Source organism: Paraburkholderia atlantica (assembly GCF_009362785.1).
GTDB lineage: Bacteria > Pseudomonadota > Gammaproteobacteria > Burkholderiales > Burkholderiaceae > Paraburkholderia > Paraburkholderia atlantica.
In genome coordinates this window covers 64,301-78,286 of the sequence record NZ_WHNQ01000015.1, presented here as the reverse complement: position 1 = coordinate 78,286, position 13,986 = coordinate 64,301, and the positions used below count along the sequence as shown (strand labels likewise).

At 60.7% G+C, this 13,986-nt stretch carries 11 protein-coding genes; 9 read left to right on the top strand and 2 right to left on the bottom strand.

From position 1 onward, the window contains the following. Positions 1–39: 39 nt before the first annotated feature. Positions 40–1,272: an acyl-CoA dehydrogenase family protein gene (locus tag GCT19_RS21500; RefSeq protein ID WP_018432682.1), complete on the top strand. Its 1,233-nt coding sequence runs from the start codon at positions 40–42 to the stop codon at positions 1,270–1,272. A gap of 574 nt (positions 1,273–1,846) precedes the next feature. Here the strand turns inward: GCT19_RS21500 and GCT19_RS21495 are convergent. Next, positions 1,847–2,320, bottom strand: a complete 474-nt coding sequence (locus GCT19_RS21495) for a PRC-barrel domain-containing protein (protein WP_026228137.1) — start codon at positions 2,318–2,320, stop codon at positions 1,847–1,849. 2,310 nt (positions 2,321–4,630) lie between these two features. Between GCT19_RS21495 and GCT19_RS21485 the strand changes: the two genes are divergently transcribed. The 7 genes from GCT19_RS21485 (at position 4,631) to xylB (ending at position 12,350) form a co-directional block, all read left to right on the top strand. Next, positions 4,631–5,902, top strand: a complete 1,272-nt coding sequence (locus tag GCT19_RS21485; RefSeq protein WP_018432678.1) for an ABC transporter substrate-binding protein — start codon at positions 4,631–4,633, stop codon at positions 5,900–5,902. 95 nt (positions 5,903–5,997) lie between these two features. Next, positions 5,998–6,876 carry a carbohydrate ABC transporter permease gene (locus GCT19_RS21480; RefSeq protein WP_013093304.1) on the top strand — a complete coding sequence of 293 codons (879 nt, stop codon included), beginning with the start codon at positions 5,998–6,000 and terminating at the stop codon, positions 6,874–6,876. Beyond that, positions 6,864–7,676, top strand: a complete 813-nt coding sequence (locus tag GCT19_RS21475; protein ID WP_018432677.1) for a carbohydrate ABC transporter permease — start codon at positions 6,864–6,866, stop codon at positions 7,674–7,676. The genes GCT19_RS21480 and GCT19_RS21475 overlap by 13 nt, the downstream gene beginning before the upstream one ends. 10 nt (positions 7,677–7,686) lie before the next feature. Beyond that, positions 7,687–8,721 carry an NAD(P)-dependent alcohol dehydrogenase gene (locus GCT19_RS21470; RefSeq protein ID WP_321576847.1) on the top strand — a complete coding sequence of 345 codons (1,035 nt, stop codon included), beginning with the start codon at positions 7,687–7,689 and terminating at the stop codon, positions 8,719–8,721. Between the two features lie 3 nt (positions 8,722–8,724). Then, a complete protein-coding gene (locus GCT19_RS21465; RefSeq protein WP_152853074.1) occupies positions 8,725–9,894 on the top strand; it encodes an ABC transporter ATP-binding protein in 1,170 nt (389 codons plus the stop codon). Between the two features lie 54 nt (positions 9,895–9,948). Further along, positions 9,949–10,842, top strand: a complete 894-nt coding sequence (locus GCT19_RS21460; protein WP_018432674.1) for an AraC family transcriptional regulator — start codon at positions 9,949–9,951, stop codon at positions 10,840–10,842. Positions 10,843–10,889: 47 nt separating this feature from the next. Then, positions 10,890–12,350, top strand: coding sequence for a xylulokinase (gene xylB / locus GCT19_RS21455; protein WP_152853073.1), 1,461 nt, complete (start codon positions 10,890–10,892; stop codon positions 12,348–12,350). A 14-nt stretch (positions 12,351–12,364) separates the two neighbouring features. On the opposite strand, the gene GCT19_RS21450 is transcribed toward xylB, so the two are convergent. Further along, a complete protein-coding gene (locus GCT19_RS21450; protein WP_084598295.1) occupies positions 12,365–12,670 on the bottom strand; it encodes a hypothetical protein in 306 nt (101 codons plus the stop codon). A 271-nt stretch (positions 12,671–12,941) separates the two neighbouring features. Between GCT19_RS21450 and GCT19_RS21445 the strand changes: the two genes are divergently transcribed. Further along, positions 12,942–13,976 carry an ABC transporter substrate-binding protein gene (locus GCT19_RS21445; RefSeq protein ID WP_176135755.1) on the top strand — a complete coding sequence of 345 codons (1,035 nt, stop codon included), beginning with the start codon at positions 12,942–12,944 and terminating at the stop codon, positions 13,974–13,976. Positions 13,977–13,986 lie beyond the last annotated feature (10 nt).

The following is a 13,986-nucleotide window of genomic DNA, read 5'->3' as shown; positions in this document are numbered from 1 at the left end:
GGCGCACCATCGCGGAACAAATGCAAAGAGGAAAACAACATGACTGTGCTGCATGCAGGTTGGGGTGGCATCTCGAATCCGAAGTTCGATGCCGTGTTGGCGAGGTTCCGGCCTATCTTCGCCGACATCGCGTCAGGGGCGGTCACGCGCGAGGTTGCGCACGAACTGCCGTTCGAGCAGATCGCGTGGCTAAAAGCGGAGAAATTCGGAGCGCTGCGCGTCCCTGAAGACGAAGGCGGCTACGGCCTTGACTTGCCCGAGCTTTTTTCACTGCTGACGGAACTCTCCGAGGCCGATTCGAATATCACGCAGGCGCTGCGCGGTCATTTCGCGTTCGCCGAGGACGTGCTGAACAAGCCTGCGGGCAAGTACCGCACGCGCTGGATCGAACGCCTGGTCCGCGGTGAGCTAGCGGGAAATGCGTGGACGGAAATCGGCAACGCGCAGATCGAAGGCTTTTCCACGCGCATCTCCGAACGCGACGGCAAGCTTTGGCTCAACGGTGAAAAGTACTACACGACAGGCTCGCTGTTCGCGGATTGGCTTGACGTAGGCGCGGCGGATCAACAAGCGCGCGGGGTGTGCGTGTCGGTGCGACGCGAGTCGCCGGGGTTGAATATCGTCGACGATTGGGACGGCATCGGTCAAACGCTCACTGCGAGCGGCACGTCTACGTTCACAGATGTCGAGGTGTTCCCGGAGGACATCGTGTTTGACGAAGAGCGCTTTCAATACGCAACGGGCCTGTATCAGACGGTCCATCTAGCGACGCTCGCCGGCATCGGGCGGGCGCTCGCCGGCGACGTCGCGCGAGCCGTTGCCGCGCGGCGGCGTACCTACGATCATGCGTCAGCAAGCCGTTCCAGCGCCGATCCCCAGGTGCTGCAAATCGTTGGGAAAGTGCGCAGCGCGGCCTACGCCGCGTCAGCCATCACGATCGCGTCGGCACGTGCGTTGCAGCGCGCGTTCGACGCGAGATTCGCGAACGAAGAAGAGCGGGTACAGATCAATGCGGAAACTGAGATCGAAACCGCGCAAGCGCAGGTCATCATCACCGACCTCATTCTTGATGCCTCGACTCGCGCGTTCGATTCACTGGGCGCATCGGCGACGAAAAAGCCTGCCGCACTCGATCGACACTGGCGCAACGCGCGTACCCTGTCGTCGCACAATCCGCGCATCTATAAGGAACGCATTGTCGGCGACTATGCCGTCAACGGGACCCTCCCACCGCCTCAATGGCGCATCGGTGTTCCTGCGGCGACATCGTGATTTATTCTGACAACAATCTGCGCCGCCTTGCTTGCGCCAGTCATTACTCTGGCGAAGCTTGTCAGATTCTTCGCCGTCCTCGGACTCAATGCGGGGGGTTCTACCCGTTGCTGGCGGGTCGCTGGCGGGCAAAGTGTCTTAAACAACCTTATCGACATCCTTCTCGGACTTTTCACTTGTGCGATTCGGCTCCTTCGGGGTGGTGGCCATGTCGGTCTCCTGGCAGCAAGTCAAATATCAGATGCCGAAAAAAGGGGCAATGGACTCGTCGGCTTCCTGTACTAGTGAATTAATAGGGCCTACTAGGGGTGAATTCCGCCGGTGCGACCCGTAGTCGCTCGACCCCGTCGGATATCGCGTGCGCAGGCTGTTGTGCCTCATGGAGGCGACGCCTGCTCGTATCGCCATGGCGTCTTTACGGTCTTCGCGGTGGGCGCGATGCACCTGCAGTGGCGAGTATTCCCGCGCGCCTGGTGGGTCAAGCACTGCGCCTATGTCACCCAGGCAGGTCACGGTGGCATAGGCGCTGAGCGGCAGATAAGGCATCCGCCGCGGCCGCTAACCAGATAGTGTTTTAATGCTCGCTCGGCCGGAACGTCGGGTCGCTTTCTACTCCCTCCTGGGTCGCGGACCAGTACGGCTTCCTGTTGTAGTAGCTGTACGTTGTCTCTCCCCACTTCGCGTCTGCCATCGCGGGCCAGTGGTCCTTGTCGAACCCCGGGTCGTCCTTGAGGCGCTGCGCCGCAATATCAACAAAAAAGCATTTCTGGTCCGTATCGAGAGTGAGCGCGCTCCACGGGATGGCGTGCAGGTTGGAACCCATGCCAAGGAAGCCGCCCTCGGAGAGCACTGCGTAGGCGATGCGACCGTTGCGGACATCGAGCATGATGTCTGAAATCTTCCCGACGTGTTCGCCGTCTGAAGACATAACCTTGGTCCCGTCGAGCGTCGCTGCCGCCATGACCTCAGGTCCCGGGCCTTCGCCGACGCCTCCGCCGACGATGTTAGCTCCGCTTCGAGTGCCGCCTTGCGGGTTAATTGAGCCCATCATTCACCTCCATCAAGGAATGGTGTTCCATCAGCATGCAAGGCACGTGCCCAACAGAGAGTTGGTATTTGTTCTTCAACCTGGAGAAGCGGTCGCAGGGCGGCCGGCACGAACAGCGAGGAATAGATGTAATTCTGGGCGTGCCAGCAGACTCAGACTGCCAATTCATGAGACAGGCAGAGCCGCAAGAGCCTAGAGCCCACGATCGGCACGCTGAAATACAGAACGCTGCGTAGCGCCTGGCATTGCGACGGACGGCCATCATAGTGGCATTTTTCGAGACATTACGCGCTGCCTCACCGTTTGTTGTCGATTTCATGGCCAACTTGCCTTGGCAACAGCGACGAATCAGCAACACAGGCATGACCCTTGCGACGCTCATTCATGTGAACGGCAGACGCTGGCATGAGTTATCTTCTTTTGAGTGAGCCATGAAACATCTAACTAAGACGTTTTTCGCCTCGGCTCTGGTGATGGCAATGTCGGCAATAACATACGCACAGGTCGGCGGCAGCGCTGACAGGACGACAACACCCCGTGCCGGCGCCGGTTTGACGAAGACCCCGAGTGGGAGGGGAAACGATTCACCGGATGTCACGGGCAGTGGCGTCGGCAAGGCGGGTAGTAGCCGTTCGACGGGACCTTCCAGGCGCGGCAAGGCCAATGGTCTGAATATGGGTACCCGTGACGGCGCGAACAGCGACGTCAACAGGCCACGGAACGGCCCAAGGCAAGACGGCCAGTAGCGATACAGCGCGTTGCACGTGGCGTCAACATCGCTAGAGGCTCACGTCGACGCGACACAGCCGCCTTTTGACTACGCAGCTAGCGATTCGCTGCCTTCGTCTCCCGAGTAACATCGCGAGCTTCGCTTTTGAAACGACAGGGCTCAGCGTTCCCGCGATTCTGGTGTCGCCCTATGAGTCGGCGGACGGCGTGTTTTCGGGCAATCTCGATCATGCTTCGATCTTGCAACTGCTGGCTGAAGGGTTCGCTTCGAACAGAATTTACTCACCGGCTGTTTCAGCGCGCAATGAGTATCTTGCCAACCTGAGCAGCGCGCTACAGACCTCGGCGACAACCGGTTCCCGGCCTGCTCTCGCGGGCGGCGAAAACGCGTCATACAAGGCCAGGTTCAATGGGCAGTTGAAGGCGGGCCAGTTCAGGTGAATCAGAGCTTTCATGCGGTCGCACTGCCGATCGCTAGCGATCGGCGTACATCGGTGCCTGTCGCGCTGGTGGCTCTGCCACCCCAGAAGAACTTTGGTGCCGCAACGCGTCCATTGGGTTCGCACAATAGTCGTGGTTGCCAGATGTCGGGCACCAATCCGGGGCTGGTTCGCGTTGCAGGCGATCCGCGTTACCGTCAATAGCGGAATCGTCGGAATAGCTCATAGAGAGTTAACCCCATGGGGACCTATAGGTCTGAGCGAGACGGAGAATGCCTGGGTTTGCCATCGCGGGGAGAATTCTGGAACTCACGTGGAGGAACTCTTTTGCACGTCAAAACCCGGTTCGGGCGAAAAACAGTCTATGTCAATCGCCGGCGGGCTCGTGAAAATCGAGTTCAGGTTGGCACCGGATTGAGTCAGGTCTCTTTGACCTACGACGCTACGCTTGGCATTGGCGATAACCGGCTCAGTGAGCGTCCGCTTTCATGAAGTGCGAGTGGCGACTTCGGGTCGAGAGGACTCGCCAATAAGGAAAGCTGACACGCGCCGGCACCGGGTCGAGAATGTCGGTGAAGCGATCCAGAACGGCCACACGTTCCTGATCGGCCACCGTCGGCGTCGGCCGAATTGTGTGCGCAGCGCTTCCATCAGGCTTCGGAGTAATGCAGCCAATCCAACGGCAGGTATGGGGGTGGACCGAACTGTTGTCTTTGAACCGCCCCGTCTGATGTTCTTTTGATGGCTCCACAAGCGGCTCGAGGCAGGCGGCCGCACCCGGTCCGCCCGTTTGCCGCTTGCGAGGGGACCACACAGGGCTGAGCACATTAGCCGCCGGTGCGCAGGTTGACGCGATATGTCGCCCTTGAAAGCTTTTCCGATTCGCTGGCGCGAGTTCCAGCAGACGCGTCAGATCGGCCTCTCGGCGAGTCAGAACCCATACAACCGGGCTTTCCGCTGAACGGACCGACACAAAATTTTGCGCTGCACACAAAAACTGAGCAAAAAGTACAGACAAACTGCCCCGTTTTGGTGTGGATGGCACTCGGGCCAGGTGCTAACTTGTGCTCGCTATCTGCCGGCAGGCAAACCTCGCCGCCCGATAACGCGGATTCGAACGAAAACCTACAAGGAGACAGCGGTGAAAAGGTTCCCCTATTGCACACTGTGCGCGCTGCTGAGCGCGACCGTGCCGATCGTGTCGGTCGCGCAAACGTGCGACGTACCAGTCCTCAAAGTGCTCGCGCAGAAGAGTCTCGGCCTCACTGTGATGGAAAAGTCCTTGCCGGACTACCAGAAGAAGACCGGCACGAAGATCGAAATCAGCTACTTCGGAGAGAACGACCGCCGCGCGAAATCACGGCTCGACGCATCAACCGGTGCTGGGTCCTACCAGATCTACTACGTGGATGAAGCGAACGTCTCCGAGTTCTCGACGGCGGGCTGGATCGTGCCCTTGCTGAAGTACTACCCCAAGGATGCCGATTACAACGATTTCCTCCCCGGTCGCCGCGCCGTAGCGAGCTACAAGGGCGTCGCGTATTTCGCGCCGCTGATTGGCGGCTCCGACTTCCTCTTTTATCGTCGGGATATCCTCGACAAGGCACACATGCCCGTGCCACGCACGCTCGACGAACTGGTCGCCGACATCAAGAAGCTGAACGCGCCGCCGAGCCTCTACGGCTGGGTTGCGCGAGGCCAGCGCGGCTCTGGCATGAACGTCTGGCGCTGGGCGCCGTTCATGCTGGCTGAAGGCGGAACATGGACCGACAAGGCGCAGCAACCCGCGTTCAATTCGCCGTCGGCCGTCAAGGCCACGCAGCTTTACACGGACCTCTTCAAGTACGCACCGCCCGGCTCGGCCACCTACGACTGGAGCAACGCACTCGAGGCATTCCGCTCCGGCAAGGTGGCGTTCATGATCGAGTCAACTCCGTTTGCCGACTGGATGGAAGACCCCACCAAGTCGAGTGTCGCTGACAAAGTAGGCTACGTCCGGCCGCCGGCACCGCTGCCCTCCGCTGCTTACGGGCATGGTCTGGCCATTTCCGCGGTCGGCGCGAAAGACGAATGCACCCGGCAGGCCGCCGGCAAGTTCATCGCGTGGGCGACGAGCAAGGAACAGGAGCAGGCGCGTTTGCGCGACAACGTATTCAGCGACTACAACCGCACCAGCACGATCGAAAGCGACTACTTCCAGAAGCACGTCAAACCGCAGATCCTCGCCGGGTTGAAGGATACGACGCCCGTGTCGAAGGTCACGTTCTGGCCAAGCCCGCAATGGCCGGATATCGGCGACAACCTCGGCGTGGCGCTCGAGGAGATCTTTACGGGCACCCAGAAGGACATTCAGGGTGCGCTGAACGATTCGACCCAGTACGCGCAGGATGCCATGGAGCACGCGCGCAAGTGAGCAGCAGCACGGGGATGAGCGCGAGGCGCGCGAATCCCCTCTGCAAACGGGAGCGGCGGCATACGCTACTGAGTGGTTCGATGCTGGAGAGCTGAATGTTCAATCGCGGAAAGACTAGCCTTCCGTTCGTGTTTCTTGTACCGCCTCTCGTTGCGATGGCGGTGCTGGGATTCGTCCCGACCGTCGCGGCAATCAACCTCGCGCTCAGGAATCGCGTGTTGCGCTACCCGGATAGCGAGCTGGTGTGGTTTCGCAATTTCGTGCGCCTTGCCGCCGACCGGCGCTTTATCAACTCCATTGAAGTGTCAGTGATCTGGGAGATCGTCACGGTGCTCGGTGCGGTCGCGCTCGGCATCGTCGTTGCAATTTATCTGTTCGAGCACGTGCACGGCCGGTTGCGCAATGCCATCAGTGTTTTGTTGATCATTCCCGTGCTGTTGCCACGCGTTTCCGCGGCGTTTATCTGGAAGTTCATGTACTCGCCGCTCAACGGCATCCTCAGCTGGCTGGCCGGTCTGTTCGGTTTCACGAACACAGCCTTTCTTTCGGACCCTGGGCTCGCGCTCTATGCGGTCGCACTGGTCGATGTCTGGCAATGGGGGCTGTTCTTCTCGGTGGTCGTGCTAAAGCTGCTCGAAACGCTGCCGCCCGAGCCGCTCGAGGCGGCACGGCTCGACTATGCGAGCACCTGGCAGGTCTACGCGTACATCGCGCTGCCGATGCTCAAGGCGCCGATCATGAGTCTCGTGTTCATCAAGATGGTGGAATCGCTGCGCTCATTCGACCTGATTTACGTAATGACCAAAGGTGGCCCGGGCGTCTCCACCGAAACGCTGGACCTGTATGCGTACTCCCAGGGGATCGGTCTCGCGGGAAAGGTGTCGTACGCATCGAGCATGGCGGTGTTGATGATGGCCGCAACAACCTTGATTTTCACGCTTATCTGGAAGCGGGTGAACAAATGGGAAGACTGATCTCCCGCAGTACGATCCTGTTGCTTGGCGTGGCGCTCGCCGTGGTGGCGGTGTTTCCCGTCCTTTGGGCGGTACTCAATTCGCTGAAAAACCTGCTCGATATCGTCACACCTACGCCGCGCTTCATCTTTACGCCGACTCTGGACAATTACCGGCAGGTCATTTCAAGCCCGGAGGTGCTGATCGCGCTGGAGAACAGTTCCGTGATCGTGGGCACCGCGGTCGTGCTGGGTACGCTGCTCGGCGTGCCGGCGGCCTATGTCATCGCGCGTTTTCACGTTCCCGCAAAACGCGACATCCAGTTCTTTCTGTTGTCGCTCCGTTTCCTGCCGCCCGTGGCAATCGCGATTCCACTCATTGCGATCTGGGTAGACCTGGGTCTGTATGACACGCGGTTCTCGATGATCGTCACCTATCTGCTGACGACGTTGTCCACCATCACATGGCTGTCGATACCCGTATTCCAGCGTATGCCGCGCGAGATCGAAGAGGCCGCCACGCTCGACGGCTATGGACCTTACGCGGTGTTCTGGCGCATTGCGTTGCCGACCTGTGGCAACACGCTGCTGGGCGGCATCATATTCAGTTTCGTGCTGGTCTGGAACGAACTGATGATAGGCCTCGCATTGACGTCCTCGCGCAGCGCCACCCTGCCCGTCGTGGCGTCTGCCTTTACGTCGCTCGGACAGGAAGTGCCGTGGGGCGTGATCAATGCGTCGACGGTCCTGCTCGCGCTGCCACCGATCATCTTCGTGGGCGTGCTGATCCGCTTGCTGAACTCAATGCTCAAAGGAAAATGAGGAGAATGTTGTGAAGGCACTTGTACTGGAAGAAGCTCGACGCCTGAGCCTGCGGGACATCGATTTACCGCTCGCCGTCGGGCCGCGCGACGTCAAGGTCCGCATTCATACCGTTGGCGTGTGCGGCAGTGACGTGCACTACTTCACGCACGGACGCATTGGGCCGTTCAAGGTCGAGCAACCTATGGTGCTCGGTCATGAAGCATCGGGCACGATCGTCGAGGTGGGCAGCGAGGTGGGCCACCTGAAGGTAGGCGACCGGGTTTGCATGGAGCCCGGCGTGCCGCAGTTCGACTCGCGTGCGACCATGCGCGGACTCTATAACCTGGACCCTGCTGTGCGATTCTGGGCCACTCCGCCGGTGCATGGCTGTCTGACACCCTACGTGGTTCACCCAGCCGCGTTCACCTACCGTCTGCCCGACAATGTTTCGTTCGCGCAAGGAGCGATCGTCGAGCCGCTGTCGATCGGACTGCAAGCGGCCACGAAGGCCGCCATGAAGCCCGGTGACGTGGCGGTCGTGATCGGTGCGGGCACCATCGGCGCAATGACGGCACTGGCGACGCTCGCGGGCGGTGCGTCGCGCGTGATCCTGGCCGACGTCGTGAAAGAGAAATTGCGCCATTTCGCGGGCAATCCTGCGGTGACCACCGTGAATGCCGCCGAGCAATCGCTCGTCGACGTGGTGCGCCGGGTAACCGAAGACTGGGGCGCCGATGTCGTGTTCGAAGCGTCAGGCAACGCGAAGGTCTTCGAAACACTGCTGGACCTGGTGTGTCCAGGCGGTTGCGCGGTGCTGGTGGGCATGCCGCCAGGGCCGGTCGCGCTGGACGTGGTAGCCATGCAAGCGAAGGAAATCCGGCTCGAATCCGTCTTCCGCTACGCGAATATTTTTCCGCGGGCGCTGGCCCTGATCAGTTCGGGAATGATCGACGTCGATCCATTCATCTCCCGCAAATTCGCCTTTTCTGAAGGCATCAAGGCGTTCGAGGAAGCCGCAGCCGGTCGGCCCGAGGACGTGAAGATCCAGATCGAAATGGACTGAATCATGGCGAATATTGTCTGCGAAGGGCTGACGAAGCAGTACGACGGCGGGCAGCCGGTGTTGCATCCTCTCGACCTGCACATCGACGAAGGCGAGTTCGTCGTGCTGCTGGGGCCGTCGGGATGCGGCAAATCGACGATGCTGCGCATGATCGCGGGGCTGGAGGAAATCTCCGGAGGCAGCCTGTCGATTGGCGGCCGGGTAGTGAATGATGTGCCTGCACGCGAGCGCAATGTTGCAATGGTGTTTCAGAACTATGCTCTTTATCCGCACATGAGCGTGTACGAGAACATTGCCTTCGGCCTGCGGCGCCTCAAAACGCCCAAGGCGGAGATCGACCGCCGCGTGCGCGAAGTGGCCGCCATGCTCAATCTTGACGCCCTGCTCGAACGCAAGCCGCGCGCCATGTCGGGTGGCCAGCAGCAGCGCGCCGCCATCGCCCGCGCGATGATCAAGACGCCCTCTGTCTTCCTGTTCGACGAGCCGTTGTCGAACCTCGACGCCAAGCTGCGGGCCCAGTTGCGCACTGACATCAAGCGCTTGCATCAGCGCCTTAAAACGACCACCGTCTACGTGACGCACGACCAACTCGAGGCGATGACGCTAGCCGACCGCGTCATTCTGATGCGAGGCGGTCACATCGAGCAGGAAGGCACGCCGACCGAGCTTTATCGGTATCCACGCACGATTTTTGGCGCGGGCTTTATCGGCACGCCCGCGATGAACTTTCTCGATGGCTCGGTGCAATGCACAGGCGAGCGAGTGACTGTCTCGTCGGCCGCCGGTCACTGGCAGCTACGCGCGAACCGCTTTCGGCGCTTGCAGGACGGGCAGACGATCAAACTGGCAGTCCGGCCTAATTTCGTGCGGATTCCAGAATCCGGGACAACGGACGGAGATCTCGTGCTCAACGGTGCGGCGGAGCTGGTTGAAGTATTGGGCGCGGAAGCGCTCATTACCGTTGACTGCTCGGGTGAACGTGTAACCGCACTGGTTCCGGCGAGTGCCGCGCCTCATACGGGAGATCACGTCAAGCTCGCGTTCAGCGAACGCGATCTGCATGTGTTCGACGTCGCGACCGGAGAAAATGTTTCGCTCGAGGCGGCAGATGAGGCGGCGGCGCCCATACCCGCCCCGCGCCTGCACGCGGCGTCCGGCCTCGGAGTACATTAGCGTGCAAGCGCGCGCCTGTCACGCGAAGTGAAAGTTGCTGTGGAGACGAGAACAATGAATCCGGATCTCGAGTTGGTCCATACCCGTCAGGACGAGTCCTTTCGGGCTTGGGTGCACGACTATCCGCATACGGTCGCGAAATGGCACTTCCACCCGGAATACGAAGTGCACGTAATCCGTGCCTCCTCGGGGAAGTTCTTTGTGGGGGACCACATAGGGGACTTCCAACCCGGCAATATCGTGTTGACTGGCCCGAATCTGCCGCATAACTGGGTGACGGACAGCGACGGCGGTGCCAGCGTGCCGTCTCGCGACCTCGTGCTGCAGTTCTCACGCGATGCCGTCGACAGGATGGTCGCGGCGTTTGCCGAACTCAGTCCTGTGATGGCGCTGATTGACCAGGCGTCGCAAGGCATGCAGTTTCCGGACGCACTCGGCCTCGCCATCGCCCCTGTCATGCAGGAACTCTCCGGTGCGCACGGTGCGCGCCGCGTCATGCTGCTGATGTCGATCTTCGATCAGTTAATCGCCTGCAGCAGCAGGAAACTGCTCGCCGGACCGGCGTACAACGTCAGTGCGCAGCGCTATATGTCGTCGACCATCAACCAGGTGCTGTCTTATATCCAGCAGAATCTCGCCGGAAACCTGCGCGAAGTCGACGTCGCAGAAATGGCGGGCATGAGCGTCAGCAGTTTTACGCGTTTCTTCAAACGTCACACCGGCTGCACGTTCATCCAGTATCAGAATCGGCTGCGCTTGAATGAAGCCTGTGAGCTGCTCATGTGTTCGGATCTCGGTGTGACCGATATCTGCTACCGCGTTGGGTTCAATAACGTATCAAACTTCAACCGGCAGTTTCTCACGCAAAAAGGGATTCCGCCTTCGCGGTTTCGCGCGTTGCACCGACTCAACGACGCTCCGTCACGCGAACACAAGGCTGCGGCCTGAGACCATGCCAGGCGGCGTGGCCGCCTACTCACCGTTGGGAATACACCTTGAGTTATCTGGGAATCGACCTCGGTACGTCCGAGGTGAAGGTAGTGCTCACCGATGCCGAATCGAACGTCATAGCCAGCAGCCGGGCTGGACTGCGCGTCGACAATCCTCACCCCCTGTGGTCGGAGCAAAGCCCTCAGGACTGGTGGAACGCAACGCTCGACGCCATAGCGGCAATCCGCACCGAACACCCTCGCGTGTTCGGGGCGCTGCGCGGTATTGGCCTCTCCGGCCAGATGCACGGTGCAACGCTACTCGATCGCAGTGGAAACGTTCTGCGTCCGGCGATCCTCTGGAATGACACACGCGCATATGCGGAGTGCGTGGAACTCGAGGCGCTCGTGCCCGATTCCCGCAGTATCACCGGGAATCAGGCCATGCCGGGCTTCACGGCGCCCAAGCTGCTTTGGCTCTCGAAGTACGAGCCTGCTGTCTTTCGTGCCGTGCACAAGGTGCTGCTTCCCAAAGACTACATTGCATGGCGCCTGACTGGCGAGTTTACCTCCGACATGTCCGACGCCTCGGGAACACTCTGGCTCGACGTCGCAAAGCGGGACTGGTCGGACCGCATGCTCTCCGCGATCGGTATGTCGAGGGAGAACATGCCTCGGCTGGTTGAAGGCAGTGAGCCTGCAGCCCAACTGCGGGGAGAACTTCAGCGCGAGTGGTGCCTCGACGGCAGCGTGACGGTTTGTGGCGGCGCAGGTGACAACGCCGCGAGCGCCATTGGCATTGGTGTTGCCCGGCCAGGCGATGCGTTTCTGTCGCTGGGGACATCAGGCGTGCTTTTCGCCGCGACCGAGGGCTATGCACCGAACCCCGGGCAGGCGGTCCATGCGTTTTGCCATTGCGTGCCGCAGCAATGGCATCAGATGAGCGTGATCCTCAGCGCAGCGGCGAGCCTGCACTGGCTGTCCGGTTTGCTTAAAAGCAACGTTGCCGAGCTGATCGAGATCGCACCTTCGGGACAAAGCGCCACAGCGCCTATTTTTCTGCCCTATTTGAACGGAGAACGCACACCGCACAACGATGCCGCTGCAAAGGGCATCTTCTATGGCATGACGTCAGCGCACGGTGCTCAGCATCTCGCCTACAGCGTGATGGAAGGTGTCGCGTTCGCGATGGCGGATGGGTACGCCGCGTTGCAGGCTGCGGGAACGACGCTCAGCGCCGCCTCGTTTGTGGGCGGTGGCTCGCGCAGCGCATTCTGGGGGAAACTCTGCGCTTCCGCACTGGGCTTCGAACTCAATCGGAATGAAGGCAGCGAACTCGGCGCGGCACTTGGAGCAGGTCGCCTCGCTCGTCTTGCATGTGAACGGGAAACACTTGCTGCCGTGGTTAAAGCGCCGGCCGTCGTTGAAAGATATGAACCGGAGCCGGCGCTTCGGAGCGTGCTGGGAGACCGGTTCGCACGGTATCGGCGGCTTTATCAGGCATTGAAATCCGAGTTTCGTACCTGACCGGCTGCAGGACATCAGGCGCGAAGCGGTCGCGTGGCCATCCGCTGCCGCTTCACGAAACGCTTGCTGACCACCTGGTTGACAGCCGACTCGACGCAGCTCGAGAGGATCGGCTGGCCATGGTGGTAGGCATTTCCGGTCACACTTCCCATTTCTTTCTTCTGTGCCGGTGCCTGGTTGTGTCCGCCATGACCGCCGCTATGGCCCCCGCCCTGCTCGAACTGAGCGCTGCGACCGTGGAACCCCCGGTGAAAGCCGTCGTCATGATCAAAGTCGTGGAAGCGGCGACCGCCTTGTGGACCGATGTCTTGTCGTTCCAAGCCCTGCAGCGCGCGCCGACGTCTGCCGCGCGTGCGACGAGCACATATCCCCGATAGTGTCTTTGTCGTCTCCCCGCTGATTCGGTCCTAAATTCGTTACCGGTAACCAACCGCATTGCACGCGCCAAAACCAGTCGCTATACTGGCTCCGCGATCAATTGGCCTGACCAGAATAATTGGCCTGACCGCGGCAGAGATCAATAAAGACCGATAGCGGCGCACTGTCAGTAAAGCCGCGTCGTGTCTCGAAGAAAAACCATAGGAGACGACAGTGTTCCGTAGAGGAATAGATGTCAGGGCCGCGCTCGTGCTCGCAGCCTGCATGTTCGGCAGCGCGGCGCACGCACAGGTCGCCGCCGGCGATACGTCGCAAAAGAAAATCGCGCTATCCAACAGCTTCGCGGGCAACGCGTGGCGCCAGTCGATGCTCAAGAGCTGGAACACGGTCGCGCAACAGGCGGTGAGCGACAAGAAGATCGCCGCCGCGCCCGCGTTCACGACCGCTGAAAACCAGGTGACCGAGCAGGCGCAGCAGGTGCAAAACCTGGTCCTGCAAGGCTACAACGCGATCGTGATCGACGCTGTGTCGCCCACCGCGCTCAACGGTACGATCAAGAAAGCATGCGCGGCGGGCATCGTCGTCGTATCGTTCGACGGTGTGGTCGACGAACCGTGCGCGTATCGCGTGAATTTTGATTTCAAGGGCTGGGCCGAACAGGGCGTCGACTACCTGGCGACCCGCTTGAACGGCAAAGGCAACGTCCTGGAAGTGCGGGGCGTGGCCGGCATTTCCGTCGACAATCTGATGCATGAAGGCGTGCTCGAAGGGCTGAAGAAGCATCCGGGCCTGAAGCTCGTCGGCTCGGTGCACGGCGACTGGACGCAATCGGTCGCGCAGAAGACCGTCGCGGGCATTCTTCCGACGCTGCCGGAAGTCGATGGCGTCGCGACCGAAGGCGAGATGTCGTTCGGCATCGCGCAGGCGTTCAAGGCGGCCAATCGACCCACGCCGCCGATGATCATCGGCAGCACCTACCCCGAACTCCAGTGGTGGAACGAGCAAGCGAAGACCGGTTACCAGTCGCGCTCGCTGTCGAACCCGCCGGGCGCTGTGTCGTTCGCGTTCTGGGTCGCGCAGCAGGTGCTCGCGGGCAAGCACATTCCGAAGGACGTAACGATCAACGTGCCGCTGCTCGCAATCTCCGAACAGGAGTTGCCGGCGAAGCTCGCGGCGACGCCGCCCGGCGGGCTCGCCGACGTGACCTACACGTTACCGCAGACCGTGGCCTTGCTCGACAAGAAGTAAGCGCGTCCGG

What these genes read in the sequence shown, in the direction of transcription:
- GCT19_RS21465 (WP_152853074.1), top strand. Translation starts at nt 8,725, where the DNA reads ATGGCGAATATTGTCTGCGAAGGGCTGACGAAGCAGTACGACGGCGGG.
- GCT19_RS21475 (WP_018432677.1), top strand. Translation starts at nt 6,864, where the DNA reads ATGGGAAGACTGATCTCCCGCAGTACGATCCTGTTGCTTGGCGTGGCG.
- GCT19_RS21480 (WP_013093304.1), top strand. Translation starts at nt 5,998, where the DNA reads ATGTTCAATCGCGGAAAGACTAGCCTTCCGTTCGTGTTTCTTGTACCG.
- GCT19_RS21500 (WP_018432682.1), top strand. Translation starts at nt 40, where the DNA reads ATGACTGTGCTGCATGCAGGTTGGGGTGGCATCTCGAATCCGAAGTTC.
- GCT19_RS21460 (WP_018432674.1), top strand. Translation starts at nt 9,949, where the DNA reads ATGAATCCGGATCTCGAGTTGGTCCATACCCGTCAGGACGAGTCCTTT.
- GCT19_RS21495 (WP_026228137.1), bottom strand. Translation starts at nt 2,320, where the DNA reads ATGGGCTCAATTAACCCGCAAGGCGGCACTCGAAGCGGAGCTAACATC.